The following is a 25,491-nucleotide window of genomic DNA, read 5'->3' as shown; positions in this document are numbered from 1 at the left end:
GCCGTCAGGCCAGGTTGACAAGCTCCTCCCGTGTCAGGCTAGACTGACAGCGTGGACGTCAGAGAGCTGTCCGAGCGGATCCGGGCCAACGACCCGGCGATGGGCCTGCGCGCGGTCGGCGCGCTGCACCGGCTGGCCGAGCAGGTCGAGGCCGTGTCCGTGGCGCTGGCCAGGGAGCAGGGCTGGACATGGGAGCAGATCGGCGACGCGCTCGGCATGTCACGGCAGTCGGTGCACGCCAAATACGGGAAGTGAGGAGCTGACGATGTTCGGCAGGCAGAAGAGCGCGGTGGCGGTGATCGTCAAGGCCGGGTTCGAGGAGGCCCGGCTGCGCGGCGACCGGCGGCTGGGCACCGAGCACCTGCTGCTCGGCCTCCTGCACCACGAGGAGTCGGCCCACACCATGGGCGTGGACCTGGCGGCCGCCCGCACGGCGCTGGACGAGCTGGACCGGGCGGCGCTGCGCCTGCTCGGCCTGGAGGTCGGCGAGCTGCCCGAGACCCCGCGCAAGCATCCCGCCGTTCCCTCCACCGCGCTCACCTCCAGCGCCCGCGCCGTGCTCAACGAGTCCATCAAGGCCACCACGGCGAAGACGAGGAACGCCCAGATGCCCCGGCACCTGGCGCTCAACCTGCTGGAGCGCAGGCGGCCCGACCCCGTCGCCCAGCTCATCGACCAGCTCGGGCTCGACCGCGCGACCGTCCGCGACCGCTTCGCCGAACGAAATTGGATTGAACGCGGGGCGGGCCGCTGAGATCGTCGAAGGATGCGACGCACGTTCGAAGAGCTGGTCCAGGAGGCCGACGAGGTCTCCGTGGCGGGCTGGGACTTCTCCTGGCTCGACGGCCGGGCCACCGAGCGGCGGCCCTCATGGGGCTACGCCCGGCGGCTGGGCGAGCGCATGGCGCGGGCGCGGGCCGCGCTCGACGTCGAGACCGGCGGGGGCGAGGTCCTGGCCGGGCTGCCCACCCTGCCGCCGATGACCGTCGCCACCGAGTCCTGGCCGCCCAACCTGGCGCTGGCCGCGGCCCGGCTGCGCCCGCGCGGGGCCTGGGTGGTGGCCGACGACGACGAGCCGCGCCTGCCGTTCGCCGACGGGGTCTTCGACCTGGTGAGCAGCCGCCATCCGGTGCGGACGTGGTGGGCGGAGATCGCCCGCGTGCTGCGACCCGGCGGCACCTTCCTCTCCCAGCAGATCGGGCCGCGCAGCGTCGCTGAGCTGCGCGACTACTTCATGGGGCCGCGCGAGGGCGCGGCGGACGAGCGGGTCCTGGCCGGGGAGGAGGCCGAGTCCGCCGGGCTGGAGGTCCTCGACCTGCGCCACGAGCGGCTGCGGATGGAGTTCGGCGACATCGGGGCGGTGGTCTACTTCCTGCGGAAGGTGATCTGGACGGTGCCCGGGTTCTCGGTCGAGCGTTACCGCGACAGGTTGCGGGAGCTGCACGAGCTGATCGAGTCGGAGGGGCCGTTCGTGGCCCACTCCGCCCGGGTGCTCATCGAGGCGAGGAGGCCCACCGGCCAGGCCGCATGACGGCCCGCCTCCGCCCGAAGAAGGTCCGCGCTCCGGGGCGGCCCGCCCCAAACGTCACCCAGGGTGGGACAACTGTCACTGGCCGCGTTCCCGGCCCCGCGTTACGTTGCGTATGCGCCTTCGTAGAGAGCGGGGTCGGCCATGCACGCCATCGCCACGTCCCGCGGCCGGTGCGGCTGCGGTCGCCCCTGGCCGTTCGCGGGGCGCGCCGCTGCTGACCGTACGGTGCTCGTCCGCTGAGCGCGCAGGCCGTCTCCCTGATGGCCGGCGGCCTGGCCGCCGGTCTCGTGGCCGGGACCGCCACCTGCACCGCGACCCAGGGCGGGCTCATGATGGGCCTCGCGGGCGACGGCCACGGGCGCGATCCCGCGCTGGTGGCCTGGTTCCTGGCGGGGCGGCTGGCCTCGTACGGCGCGGCGGGGGCGCTGCTCGGGCTGCTCGGCTCGGCCGTCAGCCCGCCGCCCCAGGCCAGGGCCGTGCTGCTCGTCGCGGCCGGCCTCACGGTCGTCGCGTACGCCGTCAGGATCATGCGGCGGGGACGGGCCGCCTGCGCCCCCGCGACGCCGACGGCCCAGGTACGGAACGCGGCCCGCTACCGGGCGCCCCTCCTGGGGGCGGCCACCATCCTGGTGCCCTGCGGCGTCACGCTCGGCATCGAGATGCTCGCCGTCTCCAGCGGCTCGCCGGTGGCGGGCGCGGCGGCCATGGCGGGGTTCGTCGTCGGCACCGCGCCCGCGTTCGCCCTGCTCGGGTACGTGCTGCGGCACGTCTCCCGCACCCGTCTGGCGCGGCTGGCCGGGGTCGTGGCCGTCGCCGCCGGGCTCTGGACCGTCGGCGCCGGGCTCAACCTGGGCGGCTGGCTCTCCGCCCCGGCGCCGGCGGCGGGCCCTGGCCTCGCGGCGGCGCGGATGGTCGACGGCACGCAGTCGGTCACCGTGTGGGCCACGCGCGAGGGCTACCGGCCCGCGATGGTGTCGGCGCGCGCGGGTGTGCCCGTCGAGGTGGTCTTCAAGGTGGCGGACCGGGGGTGCACCGGCACCGTCACGATCGACGGGCGCGACGTGCCGCTGCCGGCCACCGTACGGCTGCCGCCGCAACCCCCCGGCACGTTGCGGTACGTGTGCGGCATGGGCATGTACACCGGCTTCATCGACTTCTCGTAGGACCTTGTCGGCGATTACGGTTCGCGATCGGGTGATCACGTGCCAGTCTGTCGCCATGGCCTGGCAAGGAGAGGTGGCGGTACCGGCGCCGCGCGTGGGAGACGAGCCCGAGTTGCTGGCCGCCGCGCGGGCGGGCGACGCGCGGGCCGCGCACCGGCTCGGCAAGCTCTACGCCCAGCACGGCGACCGTGCGGCCGCCCGGCTCTGGTGGGAGCGGGCGGCGGCGGGCGGCAACGTCGACAGCGCCTACAACCTGGGCATCTGGCACGAGAAGCACGGCAGCCTGGAGGAGGCCCTCACCTGGTACGAGGCCGCCGCCGGCACCGGCGACGCCGAGGCCGCCACGAACCTGGCCACGCTCCTACTGGAGCAGCGCGGCGACGCGGTGGCCGCCCGCGCCTGGTTCGAGACCGCCGCCGCGGCCGGGTCCCGTACGGCCGCGCGCAGGCTGGCGCTGATCTGCGAGGACGCGGGCGAGCTGGGCACGGCCCGCGACTGGTACCGGCGGGCGGCCGACGACGGCGACGTGGCCTCCGCCCACGACCTGGGGTTCCTGGCCTACGGCTCGGGCGACGACGCGGAGGCCGTGCGGCGGTGGGAGTGCGCGGCCCGGGGCGGGCACGCCGAGTCGGCGTACTGTCTGGGGCTCTATCTGCACGCCAGCCGTGATCCCGAGGGCGCCGAGGCGTACTACCGGCTGGCCGCCAGGAGCGAGCATCCCGGCGCGGCCTCGCGGCTCGGCGGGGTCGCGCTGTCCCGGGGCGACCTGCGTACGGCGCGGGGCTGGTTCGAGCAGGCGGCGGGCGCGGGGCGGGCGGAGGACCAGCGGATGGCCGGGTTCGTCTGCGTGGAGCTGGGCGACCCGGCGGCGGCCAGCCACTGGTTCGGCCGGGCGGCGGCCGGCGGCGACGCCGAGGCGGCCTTCGACTACGGGCTGCTGCTCATCGCCGAGTTCGGCGACCTGGTGGGCGGCGAGCACTGGTTCCGTCAGGCGGCGCGGGCCGGGCACCACGGGGCCGCGGTGGAGCTGGGCGGGCTGCTGTCGGTGGCGGGCGAGCACGGGGAGGCGAAGGAGTGGCTGTCCGACCCGCCGCCGGCCGCCTGGGACCGTCCCGCCGAGCCCGAGCTGACCGCCCGCGCGGAGCTGGCCGCCATCGCCACCGGCCGCCGGGGCGGGGTGCCGCTGGCGGCGGCCGACCTCGCCGAGGTGCTGGCCACGTGGGACCTGGTGACCCGGCCGCTGCACCGCCACCCCGACGTGCTGGCCTGGCTGGTGGCGCGCAGCGGCGTGCACGCCAGCGCGGTGGAGCACCTGGCCTCGGTACGCGGCACGCTGGTACGCCCGGGCAGCGCGCCGTGGCCCAGCCCGGGCGAGCTCCAGCACGTCCTGACCACGGCCCGCGACCTGCGCCGCCGCCTCGGAGTGCGCTGACCCCGATCGACGCCACAGCGCGAGGGCACGGTGCGAGGGCACGGTGCGAGGGCACGGTGCGAGGGCACGGTGCGAGGGCACGGTGCGAGGGCACGGTGCGAGGGCACGGTGCGAGGGCACGACGCGAGGGCACGGCGGCGTGGCCGTGCCCTCAGAGCGGTCAGACCAGTTCGGAGACCGGCGTGCAGGGCAGGCCGAGCGCCTGGGCGACCGGCTCGTTCGTGAGCCGCCCCGCGTGGGTGTTGAGCCCGCCCGCCAGGCCGGCGTCGGCCTTGACGGCCGCGCGCCAGCCCAGGTTGGCCAGCTTGACCGCGTACGGGAGCGTCGCGTTGGTCAGCGCGTACGTGGAGGTGTTGGCCACCGAGCCCGGCATGTTGGCCACGCAGTAGAAGACCGACTCGTGCACCTTGTAGGTGGGGTCGGCGTGCGTGGTCGGCCGCGAGTCCTCGAAGCAGCCGCCCTGGTCGATGGCGATGTCGACGAGCACGGAGCCCGGCTTCATACGCGCGACGAGGGCGTTCGAGACGAGAGTCGGGGCCTTGGCACCGGGGATCAGCACCGCGCCGATGACCAGGTCGGCCTGGAGGACCTCCTGCTCGATCGCGTACGAGGTGGACACCAGCGTCTTGAGCCGTCCCTGGTAGACGGCGTCGATGAAGCGCAGGCGGTCGACGTTGGTGTCGAGGACGGTGACGTCCGCGCCCATGCCGACCGCGATCTGCGCGGCGTTCAGCCCGGAGACGCCGCCGCCGATGACGACCACCCTGGCCGGGGCCACACCGGGCACGCCGCCGGGCAGCACGCCACGGCCGCCGTTGAAGCGCATCAGGTTGTACGCCCCCACCTGCGGCGCCAGCCGGCCCGCGACCTCCGACATGGGGGCGAGCAGCGGCAGCGCGTTGCCGACCTGAACGGTCTCGTACGCGATGCCGGTCGTCCCGGCCTGGAGCAGCGCCTCGGTGCACGGCCGGGAGGCGGCCAGGTGCAGGTACGTGAACAGCACCAGCCCCTCGCGCAGCCGGTGGTACTCCTCGGCGATCGGTTCCTTCACCTTGAGCACCATGTCCGCGTCGGCCCAGACCTCGTCGGCGCTGTCGCGGATCTTCGCACCGGCCGAGAGGTACTCCTCGTCCGGGATCTGCGAGCCCAGGCCCGCGCCCCGCTGCACGGTGACGTCGTGCCCGTTGCGCACCAACTCGTGCACGCCCGCCGGAGTGGCGGCGACGCGATATTCGTGGTTTTTGACCTCGGCGGGGACGCCGATCTTCATGGCGGTGGATCCTTTCGGGAACCGGCACTCCGTCGTGCCGGAAGGGGTGGTAGGCCCCAGGTGAAGGGGCTAGAGCCGCGCCCATGCCTCACTGAGCACGCCGCGCAGGATCTGTGCGATCTCGTCGAACTCCTTCTGTCCGGCGATCAGTGGCGGGGAGAGCTGAATGACGGGGTCGCCGCGGTCGTCGGCGCGGCAGTAGAGGCCGGCGTCGAACAGGGCCTTCGACAGGAAGCCGCGCAGCAGCCGCTCGGACTCGTCCGCGTCGAACGTCTCCTTGGTGGCCTTGTCCTTGACCAACTCGATGCCCCAGAAGTAGCCGGAGCCGCGTACGTCGCCGACGATCGGCAGGTCGCGCAGGCCGTCGAGGGCCTGGTGGAAGCGCGGCTCGTTCGCGCTCACGTGGCCGAGCAGGTCTTCTCGCTCGAAGATGTCGAGGTTGGCCAGCGCCACGGCCGCCGAGACGGGGTGACCGCCGAACGTGTAGCCGTGGGCGAACATGGTGTCGCCGTTCTTGAACGGCTCGAACAGCCGCTCGTGCGCGATCATGGCCCCGATCGGGGAATAACCGCTGGTCATGCCCTTGGCACAGGTGATGATGTCGGGCACGTAGTCGAACTTCTGACCGCCGAACATGGTGCCCAGCCGGCCGAAGGCGCAGATGACCTCGTCGGAGACGAGCAGGACGTCGTACTCGTCGCAGATCTCGCGCAGGCGCTGGAAGTAGCCGGGGGGCGGCGGGAAGCAGCCGCCGGCGTTCTGGACGGGCTCGGCGAAGACGGCGGCCACGGTGTCGGGCCCCTCCATCTCGATGGCGCGGGCCACGCGGTCGGCCGCCCAGATGCCGTACTCCTCGGGGGTCATGCCCTTGACGCCGGTGATCTCGTCGGCGCGGTAGTGGTTGGTGTTGGGCACCCGGACCGAGCCCGGCACCAGCGGCTCGAACATCTGCTTGAACGCCGGGATGCCGGTGATCGACAGCGCGCCCTGCGGGGTGCCGTGGTAGGCGATCTGGCGGCTGATGACCTTGTGCTTGAGCGGCTTGCCGACGAGCTTGTAGTACTGCTTGGCGAGTTTCCAGGCGGTCTCGACCGCCTCGCCGCCGCCCGTGGTGAAGAAGACACGGTTCAGCTCACCGGGGGTGTAGGAGGCCAGGCGCTGCGCCAGCTCAGCCGCCTTGGGGTGGGCGTAGGACCACAGCGGGAAGAACGCCAGCTCCTGGGCCTGCTTGGCGGCGGCCTCGGCCAGCTCGTGGCGCCCGTGGCCCACCTGGACCACGAAGAGCCCGGCCAGGCCGTCGAGGTAGCGCTTGCCGTGGATGTCGTAGACGTAGGATCCCTCACCGCGCACGATGGTCGGGATCTCGGACTGCTGGTAGGCGCTGTGCCTGGTGAAGTGCAACCACAGGTTGTCCTGCGCGGCCTTCAGGACGTCGTGTTCCGGCTGCGTCATGGTTATCTTCCCTCGTGTCTCAACTTCCCACAGTCTGCATGCTCACCTGCGGATTGCCAAGCGAATCGGTCGCCGCATTCTGCAAGAAATCCGAGATCCGCAGAACCGCTATGTAGGGGCAACGAAATCCGCATGTAGATTAGCGCGCGGGTCAAAATCGCGCACGCCCCGTTTCCGCAGCGCAGGGCCGGTTGTGATCCAATGAGACGAACCGCCGCGAACTGCCGGACGCCTGGTCACCCACCGGGCGAGCCCGCCGTCCGCCCGCGAACCGTTGACCCGTGACCTGTTGAGAACGACCCCCGGGGGACCGTCCCGTGACTCCTGACCAGATCGAGAACGCCGTCTCCGCCGCGATGCCGCAGGCCGTCGAGGAGCTCAAGCGGCTGGCCGCCATTCCCTCGGTGGCCTTCCCCGGGCACCCGGAAGAGCCCGTGTTCGCCGCCGCCACCATGACGGAGGAACTGCTGCGTTCCACCGGCCTGCCGCGGGTGCAGCAGTTGCCGGTGGAGGGCAGCTTCCCGGCCGTCTACGGCGAGGCGCCCGCCCCGCCCGGGATGCCGACCGTCCTGCTCTACGCCCACTACGACGTGCAGCCGGCCGGCGACCCGGCCGCGTGGCGCACCCCGCCGTTCGAGCCGACCCTGATCGACGGCCGTCTCTACGGGCGGGGCTGCGCCGACGACAAGTCCGGCGTCATCTCGCACGTCACCGCCCTGCGCGCCTTCCAGGGCCGCTTCCCCGTCGGCATCAAGGTCATCATCGAGGGCCAGGAGGAATACGCGGGCGACCGGCTGGAGGCGTTCGTCGAGCGCAACCCCGACCTGCTGCGGGCCGACGCCATCGTGGTGGCCGACACGGGCAACCCGCGGGTGGGCGACCCGGCGGTGACCACGTCGCTGCGCGGCATGGCCGCCTTCACCATCGAGGTGCGCACGCTGCGGGAGGCCGTGCACAGCGGCTCGTTCGGCGGCGCCGCGCCCGACGCGCTGGCCGCGCTCATGCGCATGCTGACCTCCCTGCACGACGACAACGGCGACGTCCGCGTGCCGGGGCTGCCGCGGGGGTCGTTCCTCGGGCACGGGCCGTCCGAGGAGGAGTTCAGGCGGACGTCCGGGGTGCTCGACGGCGTCTCACTGGTGGGCTCCGGGTCGCTGGCGGACCGGCTGTGGTCGTCGTACGCGATCACGGTCACGGGGCTCGACGTACCCTCGGTCTCCGGGGCGGTCAACGCGGTCCAGCCGGTGGCGCGGGCCCGGGTCACCGTCCGCGTACCTCCGACCGGCGACCCGAAGACGACGGTCAACGCGGTCGTGGAGTTCCTGCGGCAGGTCGCGCCGTGGGACGTGCAGGTGGCCTTCGGCGACTTCACCGTCGGTTCCGGCTTCCAGGCCGACTCGGGCGGCAAGGCCCGCGCGGCACTCAACCGCGCCATGGAGCGCGCCTTCGGCCGCCCACCGCGCGACGTGGGCGCGGGCGGCTCGATCCCGCTGGTGAGCACGCTGCTCAAGCAGTTCCCCGCGGCCGAGATCCTGCTGTTCGGCGCCGAGGACGAGGAGGCGGCCATCCACGCCCCCAACGAGCGCGTCGACCTGGAGGAGCTGCGCAGGGTGGCCACCACCGAGGCGCTGTTCCTGCGCGAGCTGAGCCTGCCCTCGGCGCTCGGGGTGTAGCCCGGCCCCTCCCCCGCGGGTCCGGCCCCGCGTGGTGAATCTCACAGGACCGGGCGGGGAGACGTCCTCGTGACGGCGTCCGGCCGGGCGGGCGGCTCGTCAGTGGTTCACGGCGCGCCCGTGGATGAGCCGCAGGCCGGTCTCCACCAGCGCCCAGCCCAGGCGGATCTCCCACTCCCGGGCCACCGGACCGGTGGCCCGGGAGCGGGACAGGCGGTGGTGGTCGGCGTCGGCCCTCAGCTCGCGGGCTCTCACTCGCTCCACGTACAGGTATGAGTCCGGATACATCGGTGGTCTCCTCAGATCAGGCCGGAGTGGCGCCGCGCCCTCGGATCGGGCCGTCAGGTGCGGAACGGGAAGCCGTACGCGTGCACGGCGACGTTCTCCCGGCCCGCCGTGTCGCCCGCCTCGCGAGCCGCCTCCCCGCGCCTGCGCCACCTCACGACCAGGTCGTTGAGCTCCTGGACCAGCTCCCCCAGCTCGTCGGCGGTGAGCGGCAGCAGGTACTCGGAGCTGAAGGCCGCGCCGCGCCAGCCGGTGCTCCAGGACTGCTTCCCGTCGAGGTACTCGTCGTACATCTCGCCGCGCTGGCGGGCGTAGAGGCGTGAGACGGCGGTGTGGACGGAGGCCCGCTCGGGGGCGTCGTCGAAGTCCGCGTCCCTGGTGGTGATTCCGGCGGCTCAGAAGCGCCAGCGGGTCTGTGCGTAGTCGCCCTTGCGGAAGCCCAGCACCTTGACCGGCTTGACCTCGAAGACCAGGGCCGGGCCTCCCGCCTGGTTGACGAACCCGCCGTCGCCCACCTCGAAGTGCCAGTCCTGGCCGTACTTGGCCTCCCAGGCCGCGGCCAGCTCCTTAAGCCTGCCCGGATCCGTGACGCGCTCCGCCGGGCCCTCCACCACCAGGTCCAGGCCCTCGTGCAGGGCGCCGGCCCCGGTCGTGAGCGCGCAGTGGCGGTTGGACTCCAGGTTCCTGGCCTTCTGCTCCTCGCCGCCGGTGCAGAAGTAGAGCGCGCCGTCCCGCCAGACGGCCAGCAATGTGGTGACGTGCGGACGACCGTCCGCGCGTACGGTGCTCAGCCAGTACGTCTCCGCCCGCTCAAGCTGGGCCCGCGCCTCGGCCCAGGGCGTGGGGGCGGCGTCGGCGGCGCTGAAACGCGCGTCCAGATCGGTGATCGGCTCCATGGTCGGCTCCCTTGCCCCGTTCGGCCGGGGCGATGCGATGTCGGGTGGTTCTACCCGGGCAGACCTGGAGGACGGCGAGAACTCATCGCGGCGCGAGCGGAGCGGCCCGAACGGGCGGCCCCGGCCCCTACCTGACCGGGAGGTCGTAGACGCGGCGTACGCTGCTGCCGAGCCTGGACACGTCGGCCCCGTACACGTGGAGCGAGACGCCGATCTCCGAGCTGGTGTTGCGGACCGTGTGGATGTCGCCGGGCGGCGCGAAGCCGCTGACCTCCCCAGGCCGGTTGTCGGTCCGCCCGATCTCCACCAGGTGGTCGCCCATGTCCTGGTAGAGGGTCTCGTGCTCGATCCCGCTGATGATCCCGAACGTGCACCACGACACGTGGTCGTGGACGACCGTGTCCTGGCCGGGCCGCCACACGACGCCGACGACCGAGAAGTCGCGTTCGGCGTGCAGGATGTGGGAGACGTACCGCTCGGGTGAGCCCGCGCGCTCCTCGGGCGTGAGGATGTCGAGGCCGGGAAGGTGCTCGCGCATGAGCCCGGCGACGGCGAAGGCGGTCTCGCGGCCGCCGAGCCCGCGGGCGACGATCCTCGACACCCCCGACACGAGGACGTCGAGCCCCGGCCTGGCGACCGTGGTGGCTGTGATATTCATGGTATTCCCCTAGGGAAAATCAATAATCGGGCTTCCCCTTCCACGGTCCTGCATTTCAACCGATAGGTCCAACAGAAGTCTTATGGGCAATCGATAGATACGATTGATAGATGCTCGACGTCGTACGCCTGCGCGTCCTGGTCGCGGTGGCCCGCAAGGGCTCGCTGACCGCGGCGGCCAAGGAGTTGCACTACTCCCAGCCCTCGGTCAGCCACCACCTGGCCCGGCTGGAGGCCGAGACCGGGGCCAAGCTCGTCCAGCGGGCCGGGCGCGGCATCCGGCTCACCGAGGCGGGCCGGCTGCTGGCCGAGCGCGCCGCGGAGATCATCGGCCGGCTCGACGCCACCGCCGAAGAGCTGGCCGCCCACGTGGGGCTGCGTTCCGGCCGCGTGCGGCTGGGGGCCTTTCCCTCGGCGCTGGGCACGTTCATCCCGCACGCGGCCCGGCGGCTCGCCACCGAGCATCCCGGGCTGCGCCTGCACCTCACCGAGACCGAGCCGCCGGAGGCGCTGCGGCTGCTGCGGGCCGGGCGGGTGGACGTGGCGGTGATGTTCCGCTACGACGACACCGACCCAGAGGACAGCGGCCTGCACCTGGTCCACCTCCTCGACGACCCCAGCTTCCTGCTCTCGAACGCCCGGCCCGGCGAGCTGGCCGACCACGCCGACTCCGCCTGGATCGCCGGGTGCGACCGGTGCCGCAGCCACCTGCTCGACGTCTGCGAGAAGGCCGGCTTCGAGCCGCGCATCACGTTCACCAGCGACGACATCGTGGCGGTGCAGGCCCTGGTCGCGGCCGGGCTCGGGCTCACGCTGCTGCCGGGGCTCGCCCTCGCCGCCCACCGCCACCCGGAGGTGGAGGCTCGCGAGGTGCCGGGCTCGATCAGGCACGTGTACGCGGCCGTCTACGGCGAACCACCCCACCCACCGGCCACCGAAGCCCTGCTGAAGGCGCTCAGAGAAAGCCTTTGACGTCGCCTCTACCATGGCCCCATGCCGGACATCTCGACACTCGCCGTCTTCTGCGCGGCCACCCTGGGCCTGCTGGTGGTACCCGGGCCCGCGGTCCTCTACATCGTCACCAGAAGCGTCTCCCAGGGCCGCGGCGCCGGCCTGATCTCCGTGCTGGGCGTGCACGCGGGCTCCCTCGTCCACGCGGCCGCGGCGGCGCTGGGCATCAGCGCCCTGCTGTCGGCCTCGGCCACGGCGTTCACCGTGGTCAAGTACGTGGGCGTGGCCTACCTGGTCTGGCTCGGCGTACGCAAGCTGATGAGCAGGGAGAAGGCCGAGGAAGCCGTCGAGATCCGGGTGCAGTCGAAGCGGCGGCTGTTCTGGGAGGGCTTCGTGGTCAACGTGCTCAACCCGAAGACGGCCATCTTCTTCCTGGCGTTCCTGCCGCAGTTCGCCCAGCCGCACCTCGGGCCGGTCGGGCCGCAGATCCTCGTGCTCGGCCTGCTGTGGATGCTGCTGGGCATGGCCTCCGACGGCACGTACGCGATGCTCGCCTCCGCCCTGGCCGGACGGATCCGCGGGTCGGCACTCGCGAGGCGGCGGCTGAATGTCGGCAGCGGGATCGTCTACCTGGGACTGGCCGCCTGGCTCACAACTGAGAAGGCATGACAAGGCAGGAAATTTCCGGCCCATAGTGCAATAGTGAGAACGAGATCACCCACTGATCAGGGAGACGGCACGTCGGCACGTAGGTAATAGGCGGACCCATGGACACGGCACCGCACCTGGACACGGCACCGCACCGCCTCGGGCTCGAACGGGTCGTCGAGGTCTTCTCCGGTCATGACGACCACGTCGGCGTGACCGGCTCCGGATACGCGATCGGCGCCGACCTGGTGCTGACCTCCGGCCAGGTGGTGGCGCCCGGCGTCCCCTGTCACGTACGGCCGGCGGGGTCGGCGCGGTGGCTGCGGGCCGAGCCGGTGTGGCGGGGGCGCGGCGACGCCGTACTGCTGCGGGCCGCCGAACCGGCGTGGGCCTCGTCACCGGGTGTCGAGCACACCCGCTGGGCCCGGGTCGCCGCCTCCGGCGATCAGCGGGTGCGCTGCGTGGCCAGGGGGTTCGAGCAGGCGGGGCGGCGGGCCGGGTCCCGGGCCGCGGAGCCGGTGTCGGGCCTGGTGGAGACGCCCACGGGTGCGGTGACCACGGCGCTGACGGCAAGCCTGCCCGGCCGGGAGCCCGACGGCATGCCGATCTCGCTCTGGCGGGGACTGTCGGGGGCCGCCCTGCTCGCCGAGCCCGCCGGGCAGATCGTCGGCGTGGTCACCCCGAGTCCCGCGGGGTACGCCGAGCGGCGGCTCGATGCCGTACCCGTGAGCGCACTGCTGGTCGACGAGCGCTTCCGGGAGTTGGTGGGCGTACCTCCCGGGTGCCTCGAAACCGTGGCGGAGGACGGCTCCCGGGTGCCCCTGCCCGGCCTGCTGACGCCCGCGCGCGAGCCGTTGCCGGAGGACCGTGCGGACTGGACGGTGCTGATGGCGCGGCACGCGGTGGTGCCGTTCCTGGGGCGGGACGAGGAGCTGGGTGAGCTGCGGTCGTGGGCGGCCGGGCCGGACACCCTGTCGATCGCCCTGTCGATCGCCGTCGTGACCGGCCGCGCGGGAATCGGGAAGTCCAGGCTGGCGGGCGAGCTGTGCGCGGAGCTGGCGGCGGCGGGCTGGGACACCAGGTTCCTGCCGCTCGACACGGTGTGCGGCCTGCTGTCCAGGAACGTCCGCCTCGACGCGCCACGGCCGACGCTGGTCGTGGTCGATCGGCCAGAGGGGTCGTCGCCGCTGGTGGGCGAGCTGATCCGGCATCTGGCCGAGCACGGGCACAATCCCCGCGTACGGCTGTTGCTGCTGGTCCGGGAGCCAGGGGAGATGGACTGGTGGCGGCGGCTGGACACGGCGGCCGGTGGCCGCCTCAGGCGACTCAACACCACGACCGTGCCGCTCAACGCCCACCCGCTCACGCTGGCCGAGCGCGGGGAGCACGCGCTGGCGGCGATGAAGGCGTACGCGCCGAGCCGGGCCGCGCTCCCCGCCCCGCCACGCCTCGACGACCCGGAGTACGGCCTTCCCCTCCACGTCCACCTGGCCGCCCTGCTGCGACTGCACGACGCGAACGGCGAGGAACCGGGGGCGTCCGGCGCCCGCGGCCATGACGCGAAGGAGAACGCCGCCGCACCCGGCGACAGCGTGCCCGGCGGTAGTGGAGGGGCGGCGGCGGTCAGGGGTGGGTTGCTCGGGCGGTTCGTCGCGCGGGAGTGGGATCAGTGGGCGCGGGTCTGGCCGGACGGCGAGGAGCGGCTGGGCGACGTGACCGCGCGGCGGGCCGTGGCGGTGCTCGCGCTCACCGCGCCCACCCCGGCCGAGCTGCCCGGCCTGCTGACGACCGTGCCCGGGATCCGCAACCGCACCCCGACCACACCCGCCCCCGACACTGGGGCGACGGTCGGCGATCGGACGGCCAGTAGCGCCGTGAGCGTGGCTCGCTGGCTGGGGCGCGTCTTCGCTGGACCGCCCGAACCGCCTGGATCGCCCGCCGTGACCGGACTGCCCGGCGCGTTGGGCCGTCGTGGTGAACGGTTGGCGTCGCTCGGGCCGGACCTGGTGGCCGAGCAGTTCCTCGGCGAGGTCGAGGACCTGGACGCGCTAGTGCTCGCCGTGCACGACCACGAGGGCCGTACGACCGGGCATCTCGTACGCATGCTGGACGTCCTGCGGCGCTCGGTCGGCGCGGAGCGGGCCAGGTCGGCGCTGTGGTCGCTGATCGCCAGCCGGACCGGGAGGCTGGTCGCGGAGGCGGTGGCCAACCCCGGCACGCGGCTCGGCGACGTGCTCGACGCCGCGTTCAGGTCGTTCTCCGACGATCGGCAGCTCGCCGAGGCCGTGGCCGCGCTGCCGATGCTGCCACCCCACGCGACCAGGCCGGACCCACGGGAGGGCGGGTCGGCGTTGCAGGAGGCGCTGCGGACGGACGACCTGGGACCGCAGGAGGGTCGGCTTGGGCTGGGCGCGGGTGGGCTGGGGCTGCGGGCGCTCAACGTGACGCTCGCCGAGCTGGCCGTGCGGCATCGGCACGGTACCGGTGAGCGGCTCGCCTCGGCCGGGGCGCTGACGTGGCTGTCGGGCGCGCTGACGGCCGCCGGGCGGGTGGGTGAGGCGGTCGTCGCGGCGGCCCAGGCGGTGGACGTCTACGCGGGCGCTCCCCCGTACGAGGAGGCCGCCGGGCGGGCGGAGGCGCTGTTCGGGCTGGCAGCGTGCCTGTTGCTCGGCGGTGAGGCCGAGGGCGCGCTGAAACCGGCGCAGGAGGCGGCGGCTAGGTTCCGCGTCCTGGCCGAGGACGACCCCCGCTACGGGGAGCGGGCCGCGCGGGCGCAGTACAACGTCGCGTGCGCGCTGCTGGGGAGCGGGCGGCTGGGTGCGGCCGTGGCGGCGTTCGAGGCGGCGGGTGGCGACGGCGCTTTCGCGGCACACGTGTCGGGTGTCCTGGCCGTGGTGCCCGAAGACGCCGGGGTGGGGCCTCGGTCCCCGGCGAGGGACGAGGCGCGACCTTCCGGAGGGTCGAGGGGAGACCGCCGGGTGTTCCCCCCGACTCCGGTGGCGGGCGAGTCCGGTTGGGGCTCGCCGGACGACCACCCGACCCCGCCCATCCGCGACGTGCTCGGCCTGGGGCCGTCCGCGCCGGTCGCCGGAGGCGCACGGGCGTTCGCCGATGAACGACTCCCCCTGCCGCCTGCGCACTCCGCCGCTGAACGACCTGCACCGCACTCGCCTCCGCCGTCGCCCGCTTCGGCCAGGTCGGACTACGTTCAGCCGTCCCAGGTCGTGGTGTCGGGAGGCGGGCAGGGGAGGGCGTCAGGCGTCGCGGCACCTGTGCAGGTCCCCGACCCGATGACGCCGTTCGAGGGGACCGGCGTCGCCGACGCGCTGCCCGAGCTGGCCGGGTGTCTCGCCGTCGCGGCCGCCGCCGCCGTCGGGAACGTGGCCAGGACCAACAGGGACGTGGCCCACCGGCTCCACCTGATCGCCGCCTGGCTGGAGACGCGTGCCAGGCCGTCCGACGCCCTCGTGCCGGCGGCCGAGGCGGTGGCGCGGCTGCGCGGTCTGGCCGCCGAGGAGCCCGTGCTGCGGGCCCTGCTGGCGTCCGCCGCCGCCGCGCTGTCCCGGCTGCACACGTCCGTGGAGGATCTGGACGCGGCCGTGCGGTCCGCCGCCGAGTCCGTACGGAACCTGCGCGCCCTCGTCACGCTCGACCCGGGCGAGCACCGCCCCGCCCTGGCCGGGCAGCTCCTCGACCTCGGCGAACTGCTGCTGGTGGACGACCGGCCGGAGGCGGCGCTGGAGCCGGTGCAGGAGGCCATGGCCATGGCGGGCGAGGGGCGCCCGGCCACACGGGCGAGGGGCAGGCGGCTGCTCGGCCTCTGCCTCGACGGCCTGGGCCGCACCGAGGACGGATCGGCCCAGCTCGTACTGGCCGCCGAGTTGTACGACGAGCTGAGCGCCGGCGACGCCTCCTTCCAGGCCCACGGCCGCGAGGTACGGGCCATGCTGAGGCTGCGCCCGGGGCGCGGGCGGACGGCGTCCGGCCATGACCGCGACGACGGTGAGCCGTGGCTGCCGGCGATGGTCGCCGACCGGCCGGAGGAGGCCGTGGGCAGGGCGGAACGGCGGCTGGCCGAGTGCAGGCAGGCCGTCGAAGGCGTCGACACGCCGGAGATCGAGCACGTTCATGCGTATCTGTCCGCGCAGGCCGTGCTCGCGCGGGCCTGGGCCGACACGGGGCGGGCCGCGGACGGGTACGCGCTGGCCGCACAGGCGGCCGAGCTGCTCCAACGGCATGCCGCGCCCGACGGGCCGCACGCGATCGCCGTGGGCATGGTCGCCGCCGCGCTCGGACGTTCGCTCGTGGGACTCGGCCGCCATGACGAGGCCGTCGGGCACCTGCGCACCGCCATGGAGTCGTACGAGCCGCACACCGGGACGAGCGCCGCGATCCGTACGGAGCTGGCCGAGCTGATGACCCTGGAGACGGTCGCGCTGTCCCGCACCGCGAGCCCGCCCGAGGTGGAGGCGGCGGCCGATCGCCTGGTCGGGGTGTACGGCGAGCTGGTGGCCGAACAGCTCCAGAGCCCCCTGGCCCTGGCCGGAGCGCTCCGTCTGCAGGGCGGCATCCGCTTCGCCCGGCGCGACACCGAGGGCGCGCTCCAGTCGGTCAACCGGGCGCTCGACCTCATCCCGTCATCGCCCGGTGAGCGGGAACGCCTGCTCGCCGCCACCTGCCTGGAGCTGGGCGGGCTGTGCCTGGCCGAGTTGCGCGAGAGCGACGCGGCCGAGGCCAGGCTGGCGGAGGGCACGGCGGCCATGGCGCGACTCGCGCCGGTCCCCCGCGACCTGGTCGGGGTGCATCTGCTGGCGTTGATCCGGCTGGCGAGGCTGCGGGTGGAGGGAGAGGGACCGGCCGCCGCCATCGCCCTGTACCGGCGGGTTCTGGACCTCCGGCCACTGCCCGGCGCGGATGCGCTCGACGCGCTCATCGAGGCGCTTTCCTGGTTCGCGAACTTCGCGAACTTCGCGAACGAGGTCACGGCCGTGGCCGAGCTGGTGGGGCCGCTCACCGCGTTCACCGAGGCGCTGGCGCGGGAGGTGTCGCTGAGCGGGGCCGGAGGGCTGGAGACGTACGAGCGGTACGGCCGGTGCCTGGCGGCGTTCTCGGCCGCCGCGGCGCGGGCGGGCGACACCGCCACCGCCGACCAGGTCGCCGAGCTGAACGTGCGCGTCCACCGTGGTCTCGCCGCCGTCTCCGGCGCCTACCGCGAGCCGCTCGGCACGGCCCTCGCCACCCTGGCCGCCCCCGGGCTCGCCGTTCTGGAGCAGGCCGTCGACCTGCTCGGCGACCGCCAGGACCGGACGCTCGTCGAAACCCTGCACCGCTACGCGGCCGAGCTGCTCGACCAGGGCCGGGCCGTCGAGGCCCTGGCGCACTGCGAGCGCGCCGCGGACCTGTGCGACGAGCTGGAGGACCCGGCCGTCGCCGCCGTCGTCTACGCCCAGCTCGGCCGCACCCTGGCCGCGCTGGACCGCCCGCGGGCCGCCCTGGAGGCGATCGCCTGGTCGCTGGCCGAGCTGGACCGGGCGGGAGAGGCGGGCCGGGAGCTGCGGCGCGTGCGGGCGCGGGCGATCCAGGTGCGGGGGCGGATGCTGCGGGTGTTCGGGCAGGGGCAGGAGGCGATGACGCACCTGGTGGAGGCGCTGCGGCTGTTCACGGAACTGCCGGAGCCAACGGCCGCCGCCGAGACCGCCGCGCTGATCGCGGACGACCTGCTGGCCGCGGGACGCCCGCAGGAGGCCGCCGGGTACGCCAGGATCGCCACGACCGGCCACGAACCCGGCACGGTCAAGCACGCCCTGGCCACCCAGCGGCTGGCCGGGTGCCACATGATGCTCGGCGCGTACATCGAGGCCGACGTCCTGGTCGGGGAGCTGATCCGGGTGGCCAGGCGGTCGCCGGACGATCTGACGTACCGGGCGATCCTGGCCGACTCGCTGGCGCAGAGCTCCGAGCTGCTGCCCCTGCTGCGGCCGGACGGCGGCGTGGAGGCGGAGACACGGGCGCGCGAGGCCATCGCGATCTACGACGAGCTGCTGACCACCGGCGTGAACGCGCAGGCCCTGCACGTCAGCCGCGCGGGCGCCTGTCTCTCACTGGCCTCGGCGCTCAGGACGCGGGAGCTGGCGGCCGAGGCCGTACTGCCGCTGCGGGAGGCGGTGGCGGCGCTGGAGCGGTTCTCGCCGGGCAATCCGCTGCAGGCGGGGCTGTTGTCCAGGGCCATGCTCATGCTGGGCGACGCGCTGATGGAGGCGGACCGGGCGCTGGAGGCCGGGCTGGTCTTCCACCGCAGTACGCAGGTGGCGCGGGACGCCCTCTCCCGGGCGGTGGCGCACGCCCGGCTCGGTTTCTGCCAGCGGGAGCTGGGCCGGGACGACGCCGCCGACGCGGCCCTGCGCGTCTCGGCGGACCTGCTGCGCGAGGTGCCCCAGGCGGAGGGCGGCGACCTGCGCCGTGACGTGCTGCTGGCCCGGCTGAAGCTGCTGGAGAAGGCCGGCCGCAGCGAGGAGGCCCAGGCCGTCGAGGACGAGCTGCGCCGATGAGTTTTCCCGCCGCCGCCGGTCAGAACCGTCATGACAACCTTCGCTCTCATTCACGGCGGCGGCGGGAGCTCCTTCGACTGGCACCTGCTCGAAGCGGAACTGCGTGACCGCGGGCACGACACGGTCGCGGTGGACCTGCCGATGTCCGACCCCCGGGCAGGGCTGTGGGACTACGCCGACACCGTCGTCCAGGCGATCGGCGAGCGCCGGCCTCTCGTGGTGGTGGCCCACTCCTGGGGTGGTTTCGTCGGCCCGCTCGTCTGCGCGCGCGTGGAGGCGGCCGCGCTCGTCCTGGTGACCGCCATGATCCCGAGTCCCGGCGAGTCGCCGGAAGAGTGGTGGGAACGCAGCGGCTACCAGACATCCGGCATCGAGGACGAGTACGAGCTCTACTTCAACGACGTCCCGCGCGATCTGGCCGACCGGGTGCTGGCCCACGACGGCCCGCTCGCCGAGAAGATGAGCATGGACCGCGCCAGTGGCGAACCGTGGCCGCTGGCGGCCTGGCCGGAGGTGCCGACGAGATACCTGCTCTGCCGCGACGACCGCCTCTTCACTCCCGAGTTCGTCCGCCGGCACGTGCAGGAGCGGCTCGGCATCACCCCGGACGAGCTGCCCGGCGGCCACATGGTGCCGTTGTCGCGGCCGGGCGAGCTGGCCGCCTATTTGGCGCAGGTCCCGCCCACCGGGTGAACGTACCGCACGCTTTCAGCGCTCGGCGTTCTCGACGATCTCGCGCGCCCACCGGTAGTCGGCCTTGCCTGCCGGTGAGCGCACCATCTCCGGGACGAACGCGTACGTGCGCGGCACCTTGTACCCCGACAGCAGCTTCCTGCAGTGCGCGTCCAGGTCGGCGGCGGTGACCTCGACGCCCGGCCGCGCCTCGACGACGGCGGCCACCCTGCTCCCCCAGCGCTCGTCGGGCACCCCGGTCACGACCGCGTCGAACACCGCCCGATGCCCCTTGAGCACGGCCTCGACCTCCTCGGGGAACACCTTCTCCCCGCCGGTGTTGATGCACTGGGAGCCGCGGCCGAAGATGTTCACGGTGCCGTCGGTGTCGACCGTGGCCAGGTCGCCGGTGAGCAGCCAGCGGGTGCCGTCCTCGTCGGTGACGAACGTGCGGGCGGTCTTGCCGGGGTCGTTGTAGTAGCCGAACGCCACCCGTCCCGACCTGGCGACCGTGCCGAGCTGCCCGGAGCCTGGCTCGACGGGCCGGTGCCGCTCATCCAGCACGGCCAGTCTGACCATGGTGTTCGGCTGGTAGCGCAGGCCCTTCTCGGGCGAGGAGCCGGCCACGCCGGAGGCGGTGTAGCCGGACTCGGTGGAGCCGAAGCTGTCCAGGATCATGACGTTGGGGAGGAGTTCCTGGAGGCGGTCGCGGACCGCGCCGGACAGGATCGCCCCGGTCGAGCTGACCACGAACAGCGAGGAGACGTCGTAGCCGCCGCCCTCCAGGGCCTCGGCCAGCGGCCTGGCCATGGCGTCGCCGGTGATGTTGAGGGTGAACACGCGCTCCCGCTCGACCGCCCGCCACACCTCCGCGGCGTCGAACTTGCGCACGTACACCATGGCCGAGCCCATCCACCAGGCGATGAACGTGGCCATCTGCGCGGCCCCGTGCATGAGCGGCGGCGCGGCCATCATCACCATGGGGTTGGCCTTGACGGCCTCGTCGACGACCTCCTGCGGGGTGGTGCGCGGCTCGCCGTACGGGTTGCCGCCGCCGAAGCCCATGAACAGGTCCTCGACGTGCCACATCGCGCCCTTGGGCAGGCCGGTGGTGCCGCCGGTGTAGATGATGTAGACGTCCTGGCCGGAGCGCGGCGCGAAGCCCCGTTCCGGCTTGCCGAGCCGCAGGGCGGTCGCGTACGGCACCGCGGAGCCGATCGACGGCGGCCCGCCCACCGCGACGAGGTGCTCCAGCCGCGGCGCCTCGTCGGCCACGGCGGCCACCCGCGGCTCGAACTCGACGTCGTAGACGAGCGCCCGCAGGTCGGAGTCGCGGTAGAGGTAGAGCAGCTCGGCCTCGACGTAGCGGTAGTTCACGTTGATGGGCACGGCCCTGATCTTGAGTGCGGCGAGCAGGCCGGCGACGTACTCGATGCCGTTGCAGAGGTGCAGGCCGACGTGGTGGCCCGGCCGGATGCCCAGGTCGAGCAGGTAGTGGGCGAGCCGGTTCGACTCGGCCTCCAGCTCGGCGTAGGTGCGCCGCTCCTGGCCGCAGACGACGGCCGTCCGGTCCCCGATCGCGTCCGCGAGCCCTTCGAACAGGTCAGCGTGGTTGAACTCCATCAGGGTCTCTCCCGTCCGACGATCCACATCGCGAAGAACTGGGCTCCCCCGCCGTAGGCATGGCCGAGCGCCGTACGGGCGCCGTCCACCTGGTGCTCGCCGGCCGTCCCGCGTACCTGCATCGCGGCCTCGGCGAACCTGATCAGCCCGGACGCCCCGATCGGGTTGCTGGACAACACCCCGCCCGAGGCGTTCCACGGGATGTCGCCGTCGAGCGCGGTGGCGCCCGACTCGGTGAGCTTCCAGCCCTCGCCCTCCGCGGCGAACCCCAGGTTCTCCAGCCACATGGGCTCGTACCAGGAGAAGGGCACGTAGATCTCGGCCACGTCGATCTGCCGTCGCGGGTCGGCGATGCCGGCCTGGCGGTAGACGTCGGCGGCGCAGTCCTTGCCCGCCTGCGGGCTGACCGTGTCGCGCGCCGCGCGGAAGATCGGCTCGGAGCGCATGGCCGTCCCGTGCACCCAGGCGGGGGTGCCGGTGACCGCCGACTCCGAGGACAGCACGATCGCGCAGGCGCCGTCGCTGGAGGGGCAGGTCTCCAGGTAGCGGATCGGCTCCCAGAGCATGGGCGTGGACTCGACCATCTTCTGGTCGATGCCGGGGATCTTGAGGTGCGCGTACGGGTTCTTCAGCGCGTTCAGCCGGTCCTTGACCGCCACCAGCGTGCCGATGTGGCCGGGCGCGCCGGACCTGCGCATGTACTCGCGGATGTGCGGCGCGAAGTAGCCGCCCGCGCCCACCACCAGCGACGAGCTGAACGGCAGGTGGGTGGAGAGCGCCCAGGTGGCGTTGGACTCCGACTGCTTCTCGAACGCCACCACGAGGACGCGCTCGTGCACGCCGCCCTGGATGAGGCTCGCGCCGACCAGCGCCGTCGAGCCGCCCACGCTGCCGGCCGTGTGCACGCGCATCATGGGCTTGCCCGCCGCGCCGAGCGCGTCCGCCAGGTACGCCTCCGGCATCATCACGCCCTCGAACAGGTCGGGCGCCTTGCCGATGACCACGGCGTCGATGTCCTTGAACGTCAGTCCGGCGTCCGCCAGCGCCCGCAGCGCCGCCTCGCGCACCAGCCCGGCGATGGAGACGTCGCTCCGCTTGGTGGTGTAGTGCGTCTGGCCGACGCCGATGACCGCGCACCGGTTTCCCATCGTCATCCCTCCAGGACGGTCACGAGGTTCTGCTGCAGGCAGGGGCCGCCCGCGGCGTGCCCGACCGTACGGTTCGCGGCGCCGTCGTGGATGCGCCGCGCGGCCTCGCCGATGCGGATGAGGCCGGTGGCCATGACGGGGTTGGCGGCCAGCGGGCCGCCGGAGGGGTTGATCCGGGTGTCGCCGCCCAGCTCCAGGGCCCGGCGCAGGAGGATCTCCTCGTGCGGGAACTGGGCGTGCAGCTCGGCCACCTCCACGGGGCCCTTGCCGACGCCCGCGGCCCGTGCGGCGTCGGCCGCGGAGACGGATCTGGCCAGGTCACGCATGCCCAGGTAGTGCGGTTCTGTGCGGTGGGCGATGCCGGTGACGTAGGCCGGGTTCGCGCACAGGCGCCTGGCCAGGTCGCCGGTGGCGAGCACGATCGCGGCGGCCCCGTCGGTGAGTGGCGGGACGTCGGTCCGCTTGAGCGGTCGCACCGCGAAGTCCTCGCCGTCGGGCTCGGGCAGGTCGAGCGCGTACGGGTTGCTCCGCCCGTCGGCCCGGCTCCGCCGGACGATCTCGTCCAGCTCCTTCCTGTCGGCGCCCACCGCGTTGGCCTGGAGGGCGGCGTAGGAGAGCTGGTCGAGCCCCAGCGGCGCCAGGTAGTACGGGTCGAGCTGGAGGGTCATGATCGTCCGCAGGTCGCCCAGCGACGACTTGCCGAACCCGTAGACCAGGGCGGAGTCCACGTCACCGTGCTGGAGGCGGACCCACGCCTCGTACAAGGCCCAGGCGCCGTCCATCTCGACGTGGCTCTCCGAGATCGGCGGCCAGGCGGCCAGCGCGTCGAGCGCCGACACGAACGAGAACGGGGCCCCGGCCAGGTAGTCGCAGCTCCCTGAGCAGGTGAAGCCGAAGCGGGTGAGCCCCGTGCGCTCCTTGACCTCGTCGATCACGGGCGCGATCAGCTCGGGCTCGGTCAGGCCGGTGTCGTGGGCGGTGTGCCGCGTCTGGGCGAACGCGACGATGGCGACCTCTCTCATGACAGCTCCACGTCGGGCTCGCCGGTGGGGGCGAACCAGCGGACGTTCGCCATCGACGCCGTGCGCTCGCTCTCGGGGACCCAGACCGCCCTGACCCGCATGCCCTGGCGCACCGCGTGGACGGGAACGTCCCCGATGAGCGCGATGAGGGGGATGTCGGTGGTGTCGAGCAGGATGTACGCCGACACGAACGGCACCTGCGGGGCCCGGGGATCGGGCAGGTTGTTGATGGCGAACGTGGTGATCGTCCCGGTGTCGGGGAGTTCGAGCGTCTCCGGGATGGCCGCTCCGCATTCGGGGCAGGAGAGCCGGTAGGGCACGTACACCTTCTGGCAGCGCTCGCACCGGCCGCCGAGGAAGACGCCGCGCTCGATGCCCGCCAGGAAGACCCGCAGCGCGCCACCCGCCTGGAGGCGGTACTCGGCGCGCACGTTGGACACGATCTTCGTGACCTCGGGGACGAAGTGGGAGATGTCGGTGATGTGACCGGTGGGCCGGTCGCGCCAGACCGGCCAGACGCGCATGCCCGCCTTGAGCGCCTTGGGGTCTCCCGGGTCCAGGGCGTGCACGAGTGCCGTGTCCGCGCCGTCGAGCCGGATCAGCGCCCAGGCGAAGGGGCGGTCGAGGGGGTGCGCGTCGAGCGGCTCGTCCACCCACGCCCACGTGGTGACCGTGCCGGCCGGGCCGACCTCGGCGTACTCGCCGGTGACGGGCTCGCCGGTGGCGGGGTCGTACTCCAGGGGCGGGACGAGCACCCGGCCCTCCGCCGTGCGCACCCCGACGATGCGGCGGGCGCGCAGCTCGCTGAGGAACCGGCCGATCACCGGCCCCGTCGTACGCGTGTAGCCGCCGGGGAACTCCAGGACGTGCTGAGCGACCAGCGGATCAGATGGCACGGTCGTGTCCCTCCCAGTACGGGTCGCGGAGCCTGCGCTTGAGCAGCTTGCCGTTGGGCTCGCGGGGCATCTCGGCGATGAAGTCGATGCTCTTGGGCCACTTCATCCTGGACAGCCGGCCCTCCAGCGAGGCCAGCAGCTCGGCGGCCAGCTCGGGGCCCGGCTCGACGCCGGGCGCGGGCTCGACGACGGCCTTGATCTGCTCGCCCCACTCCTCGTCCGGGATGCCGAACACGGCCACGTCGGCCACCTTGGGGTGGATCATCAGCTCGTTCTCGATCTCGGCCGGGTAGATGTTCGCCCCGCCGGAGATGATCATGTCGGCCTTGCGGTCGCAGAGGTAGAGGAAGCCGTCCTCGTCCAGGTAGCCGATGTCGCCGACGGTGAAGTGGTCCTTGAGGCGGTTCGCGGCGGTCTTGGCGGGGTCGCCCTTGTACTCGAACGAGGCGCCCATCATCTTCATGTAGATCGTCCCGGGGGTGCCGGTGGGGACGGGTTCGCCCTGCTCGTCGGTGATCAGCAGCTCGCTGATCGGCCAGGCCCGCCCGACCGTGCCGGGATGCGCCTTCCACTCCTCGGGCGTGGCCAGGGTGCCGCCGCCCTCGGTGGCCGCGTAGTACTCGTACACGCAGTCGCCCCACCAGTCGAGCATCGCCCACTTGACCGGGACGGGACAGGGGGCGGCGGCGTGGATCATCCAGGTGAGCGAGGAGAGGTCGTACCTGGCGCGGGTCTGTTCCGGGAGCGCGAGCAGCCGCTTGAAGTGGGTCGGGACGAGGTGGGAGTTGGTGACCCGGTGGCGCTCGCAGAGCGCGAGCATCTCCTCGGCGTCCCACTTGTCCATGTAGACGAGGGTGTGGCCCATGTGCAGGGCCGTGCCGCCGAACTGGGTCACGGCCGTGTGGTAGTTCGGGGCGGTCACCAGGTGGGCGTTCGGGCGGCCCTGGGTGATGCCGAACAACCCGAGCAGGAACGTCATCAGCTCGGCGGAGTCGTCCGGGTCCAGGCCGCTGAGCGGCCGTCTGACGCCTTTGGGCTTGCCGGTGGTGCCGGAGGTGTAGTGCATGGTGGCGCCGGCGGTGCGGTCGGCGGGGGCGGTGTCCTGGCGCCCGTCCGTCAGCTCGCTCAGGGTCCGAAACCCCTGCGACTCTCCCCCGGTCAGGAAGCGGCGCTCGGGCGCGATGGCCTCGGCCGCGCGGGCGCCCTCCGTCAGGAAGCGGGGGTGCACGAAGAACGCCTGGGCCTCGCTGTCGGAGACGACGTAGGCGATCTCGGGGCCGGTGAGGTGCCAGTTGATCGGCGTGTAGTACCAGCCGGCCTGTAGGGCGGCGAGGTAGAGGACGAGACCGTCGGCGCCGTTCGGGACCAGGCCGCTGATGCCGTCGCCGGGCCGGAGGCCGAGCGCGCGCAGGCCGTGGACGAGACGGTTCGAGCGGGCCAGGAGGTCGCCCGCGCGGTGCCGCGTGCCGTCGGGATCCACGGCCGCGATCCACTCGGGATCCGCCTGCGCGAGCCTCCAGAAACCGAGCGTGCCCATCTGATCTCCTCAGCTCAGGGCGTGCCAAACAGGAACCTGTTCTCGTTTGCTGGTGGGAGCGTATCCTGGGCCAAAGTTCGTAGCAAG

The 25,491-nt window shown here is 73.2% G+C and carries 21 protein-coding genes; 10 read left to right on the top strand and 11 right to left on the bottom strand.

The window, feature by feature from the left end:
- The first annotated feature begins 51 nt into the window (after positions 1 to 51).
- From ABD844_RS07920 to ABD844_RS07900, 5 genes are all read left to right on the top strand, one after another.
- Complete coding sequence (locus ABD844_RS07920) at positions 52 to 255, top strand: hypothetical protein (protein ID WP_425568518.1); 204 nt, start codon at positions 52 to 54, stop codon at positions 253 to 255.
- A gap of 10 nt (positions 256 to 265) precedes the next feature.
- On the top strand, positions 266 to 754 hold the full coding sequence (locus ABD844_RS07915; protein WP_344874488.1) for a Clp protease N-terminal domain-containing protein: 489 nt from the start codon (positions 266 to 268) through the stop codon (positions 752 to 754).
- 12 nt (positions 755 to 766) lie between these two features.
- Positions 767 to 1,531, top strand: a complete 765-nt coding sequence (locus ABD844_RS07910) for a methyltransferase domain-containing protein (protein ID WP_344874486.1) — start codon at positions 767 to 769, stop codon at positions 1,529 to 1,531.
- Between the two features lie 260 nt (positions 1,532 to 1,791).
- Positions 1,792 to 2,694: a sulfite exporter TauE/SafE family protein gene (locus ABD844_RS07905; RefSeq protein ID WP_344874484.1), complete on the top strand. Its 903-nt coding sequence runs from the start codon at positions 1,792 to 1,794 to the stop codon at positions 2,692 to 2,694.
- 55 nt (positions 2,695 to 2,749) lie between these two features.
- Positions 2,750 to 4,126: a tetratricopeptide repeat protein gene (locus ABD844_RS07900; protein ID WP_344874482.1), complete on the top strand. Its 1,377-nt coding sequence runs from the start codon at positions 2,750 to 2,752 to the stop codon at positions 4,124 to 4,126.
- A gap of 160 nt (positions 4,127 to 4,286) precedes the next feature.
- Here ABD844_RS07900 and ald read toward each other — a convergent pair whose 3' ends face one another.
- Both ald and ABD844_RS07890 read right to left on the bottom strand, forming a co-directional pair.
- Positions 4,287 to 5,396: an alanine dehydrogenase gene (ald, locus tag ABD844_RS07895; protein ID WP_344874480.1), complete on the bottom strand. Its 1,110-nt coding sequence runs from the start codon at positions 5,394 to 5,396 to the stop codon at positions 4,287 to 4,289.
- A 69-nt stretch (positions 5,397 to 5,465) separates the two neighbouring features.
- Complete coding sequence (locus ABD844_RS07890; RefSeq protein ID WP_344874478.1) at positions 5,466 to 6,848, bottom strand: aspartate aminotransferase family protein; 1,383 nt, start codon at positions 6,846 to 6,848, stop codon at positions 5,466 to 5,468.
- A 317-nt stretch (positions 6,849 to 7,165) separates the two neighbouring features.
- Here ABD844_RS07890 and ABD844_RS07885 point away from each other — a divergent pair, with 317 nt between their 5' ends.
- Positions 7,166 to 8,521: a dipeptidase gene (locus tag ABD844_RS07885; RefSeq protein WP_344874476.1), complete on the top strand. Its 1,356-nt coding sequence runs from the start codon at positions 7,166 to 7,168 to the stop codon at positions 8,519 to 8,521.
- 99 nt (positions 8,522 to 8,620) lie between these two features.
- On the opposite strand, the gene ABD844_RS07880 is transcribed toward ABD844_RS07885, so the two are convergent.
- From ABD844_RS07880 to ABD844_RS07865, 4 genes are all read right to left on the bottom strand, one after another.
- Positions 8,621 to 8,809: a hypothetical protein gene (locus ABD844_RS07880; protein ID WP_344874474.1), complete on the bottom strand. Its 189-nt coding sequence runs from the start codon at positions 8,807 to 8,809 to the stop codon at positions 8,621 to 8,623.
- Between the two features lie 53 nt (positions 8,810 to 8,862).
- A complete protein-coding gene (locus ABD844_RS07875; protein WP_344874472.1) occupies positions 8,863 to 9,099 on the bottom strand; it encodes a hypothetical protein in 237 nt (78 codons plus the stop codon).
- A 102-nt stretch (positions 9,100 to 9,201) separates the two neighbouring features.
- Entirely contained in the window at positions 9,202 to 9,702 is a 501-nt protein-coding gene (locus tag ABD844_RS07870) for a pyridoxamine 5'-phosphate oxidase family protein (RefSeq protein ID WP_344874470.1), read from the bottom strand.
- Positions 9,703 to 9,829: 127 nt separating this feature from the next.
- On the bottom strand, positions 9,830 to 10,360 hold the full coding sequence (locus ABD844_RS07865; protein WP_344874468.1) for a cysteine dioxygenase family protein: 531 nt from the start codon (positions 10,358 to 10,360) through the stop codon (positions 9,830 to 9,832).
- Positions 10,361 to 10,470: 110 nt separating this feature from the next.
- On the opposite strand from ABD844_RS07865, the gene ABD844_RS07860 reads away from it, so the two are divergent.
- The 4 genes from ABD844_RS07860 (at position 10,471) to ABD844_RS07845 (ending at position 19,199) form a co-directional block, all read left to right on the top strand.
- Positions 10,471 to 11,331 carry a LysR family transcriptional regulator gene (locus tag ABD844_RS07860; RefSeq protein WP_344874466.1) on the top strand — a complete coding sequence of 287 codons (861 nt, stop codon included), beginning with the start codon at positions 10,471 to 10,473 and terminating at the stop codon, positions 11,329 to 11,331.
- 21 nt (positions 11,332 to 11,352) lie between these two features.
- The gene (locus ABD844_RS07855; RefSeq protein ID WP_344874464.1) at positions 11,353 to 11,979 is read left to right on the top strand and encodes a LysE family translocator; all 627 of its coding nucleotides are present in this window, start codon (positions 11,353 to 11,355) and stop codon (positions 11,977 to 11,979) included.
- Positions 11,980 to 12,077: 98 nt separating this feature from the next.
- Positions 12,078 to 18,506 carry a tetratricopeptide repeat protein gene (locus tag ABD844_RS07850; RefSeq protein ID WP_344874462.1) on the top strand — a complete coding sequence of 2,143 codons (6,429 nt, stop codon included), beginning with the start codon at positions 12,078 to 12,080 and terminating at the stop codon, positions 18,504 to 18,506.
- A gap of 30 nt (positions 18,507 to 18,536) precedes the next feature.
- Positions 18,537 to 19,199, top strand: coding sequence for an alpha/beta fold hydrolase (locus ABD844_RS07845; RefSeq protein ID WP_344874460.1), 663 nt, complete (start codon positions 18,537 to 18,539; stop codon positions 19,197 to 19,199).
- A gap of 15 nt (positions 19,200 to 19,214) precedes the next feature.
- Here the strand turns inward: ABD844_RS07845 and ABD844_RS07840 are convergent, their stop codons facing one another.
- From ABD844_RS07840 to ABD844_RS07820, 5 genes are read right to left on the bottom strand one after another with little or no spacing between them, the layout of a single operon-like run.
- Positions 19,215 to 20,801 (bottom strand): acyl-CoA synthetase, encoded by a 1,587-nt coding sequence (locus ABD844_RS07840; RefSeq protein WP_344874458.1) that lies wholly within the window; start codon positions 20,799 to 20,801, stop codon positions 19,215 to 19,217.
- Entirely contained in the window at positions 20,801 to 21,949 is a 1,149-nt protein-coding gene (locus tag ABD844_RS07835) for a thiolase domain-containing protein (RefSeq protein WP_344874544.1), read from the bottom strand. The genes ABD844_RS07840 and ABD844_RS07835 overlap by 1 nt, the downstream gene beginning before the upstream one ends.
- 2 nt (positions 21,950 to 21,951) lie before the next feature.
- On the bottom strand, positions 21,952 to 22,971 hold the full coding sequence (locus ABD844_RS07830) for a thiolase domain-containing protein (protein ID WP_344874456.1): 1,020 nt from the start codon (positions 22,969 to 22,971) through the stop codon (positions 21,952 to 21,954).
- Positions 22,968 to 23,867: a Zn-ribbon domain-containing OB-fold protein gene (locus ABD844_RS07825; RefSeq protein ID WP_344874454.1), complete on the bottom strand. Its 900-nt coding sequence runs from the start codon at positions 23,865 to 23,867 to the stop codon at positions 22,968 to 22,970. The genes ABD844_RS07830 and ABD844_RS07825 overlap by 4 nt, the downstream gene beginning before the upstream one ends.
- Complete coding sequence (locus tag ABD844_RS07820) at positions 23,857 to 25,404, bottom strand: acyl-CoA synthetase (RefSeq protein ID WP_344874452.1); 1,548 nt, start codon at positions 25,402 to 25,404, stop codon at positions 23,857 to 23,859. Before ABD844_RS07820 ends, ABD844_RS07825 begins: the two co-directional genes overlap by 11 nt.
- Between the last annotated feature and the right edge of the window lie 87 nt (positions 25,405 to 25,491).

Origin of the sequence: Nonomuraea antimicrobica (assembly GCF_039536965.1) — a bacterium.
Lineage (GTDB): Bacteria > Actinomycetota > Actinomycetes > Streptosporangiales > Streptosporangiaceae > Nonomuraea > Nonomuraea antimicrobica.
This window is presented reverse-complemented; position numbering and strand designations above follow the sequence as displayed.

Excerpts from the sequence above, each read along its gene's own strand:
- ABD844_RS07915 (WP_344874488.1), top strand. The coding sequence starts at position 266 with ATGTTCGGCAGGCAGAAGAGCGCGGTGGCGGTGATCGTCAAGGCCGGG.
- ABD844_RS07910 (WP_344874486.1), top strand. The coding sequence starts at position 767 with ATGCGACGCACGTTCGAAGAGCTGGTCCAGGAGGCCGACGAGGTCTCC.
- ABD844_RS07905 (WP_344874484.1), top strand. The coding sequence starts at position 1,792 with ATGGCCGGCGGCCTGGCCGCCGGTCTCGTGGCCGGGACCGCCACCTGC.
- ABD844_RS07900 (WP_344874482.1), top strand. The coding sequence starts at position 2,750 with ATGGCCTGGCAAGGAGAGGTGGCGGTACCGGCGCCGCGCGTGGGAGAC.
- ald (WP_344874480.1), bottom strand. The coding sequence starts at position 5,396 with ATGAAGATCGGCGTCCCCGCCGAGGTCAAAAACCACGAATATCGCGTC.
- ABD844_RS07890 (WP_344874478.1), bottom strand. The coding sequence starts at position 6,848 with ATGACGCAGCCGGAACACGACGTCCTGAAGGCCGCGCAGGACAACCTG.
- ABD844_RS07880 (WP_344874474.1), bottom strand. The coding sequence starts at position 8,809 with ATGTATCCGGACTCATACCTGTACGTGGAGCGAGTGAGAGCCCGCGAG.
- ABD844_RS07875 (WP_344874472.1), bottom strand. The coding sequence starts at position 9,099 with ATGTACGACGAGTACCTCGACGGGAAGCAGTCCTGGAGCACCGGCTGG.
- ABD844_RS07870 (WP_344874470.1), bottom strand. The coding sequence starts at position 9,702 with ATGGAGCCGATCACCGATCTGGACGCGCGTTTCAGCGCCGCCGACGCC.
- ABD844_RS07865 (WP_344874468.1), bottom strand. The coding sequence starts at position 10,360 with ATGAATATCACAGCCACCACGGTCGCCAGGCCGGGGCTCGACGTCCTC.
- ABD844_RS07860 (WP_344874466.1), top strand. The coding sequence starts at position 10,471 with ATGCTCGACGTCGTACGCCTGCGCGTCCTGGTCGCGGTGGCCCGCAAG.
- ABD844_RS07855 (WP_344874464.1), top strand. The coding sequence starts at position 11,353 with ATGCCGGACATCTCGACACTCGCCGTCTTCTGCGCGGCCACCCTGGGC.
- ABD844_RS07850 (WP_344874462.1), top strand. The coding sequence starts at position 12,078 with ATGGACACGGCACCGCACCTGGACACGGCACCGCACCGCCTCGGGCTC.
- ABD844_RS07845 (WP_344874460.1), top strand. The coding sequence starts at position 18,537 with ATGACAACCTTCGCTCTCATTCACGGCGGCGGCGGGAGCTCCTTCGAC.
- ABD844_RS07840 (WP_344874458.1), bottom strand. The coding sequence starts at position 20,801 with ATGGAGTTCAACCACGCTGACCTGTTCGAAGGGCTCGCGGACGCGATC.
- ABD844_RS07835 (WP_344874544.1), bottom strand. The coding sequence starts at position 21,949 with ATGGGAAACCGGTGCGCGGTCATCGGCGTCGGCCAGACGCACTACACC.
- ABD844_RS07830 (WP_344874456.1), bottom strand. The coding sequence starts at position 22,971 with ATGAGAGAGGTCGCCATCGTCGCGTTCGCCCAGACGCGGCACACCGCC.
- ABD844_RS07820 (WP_344874452.1), bottom strand. The coding sequence starts at position 25,404 with ATGGGCACGCTCGGTTTCTGGAGGCTCGCGCAGGCGGATCCCGAGTGG.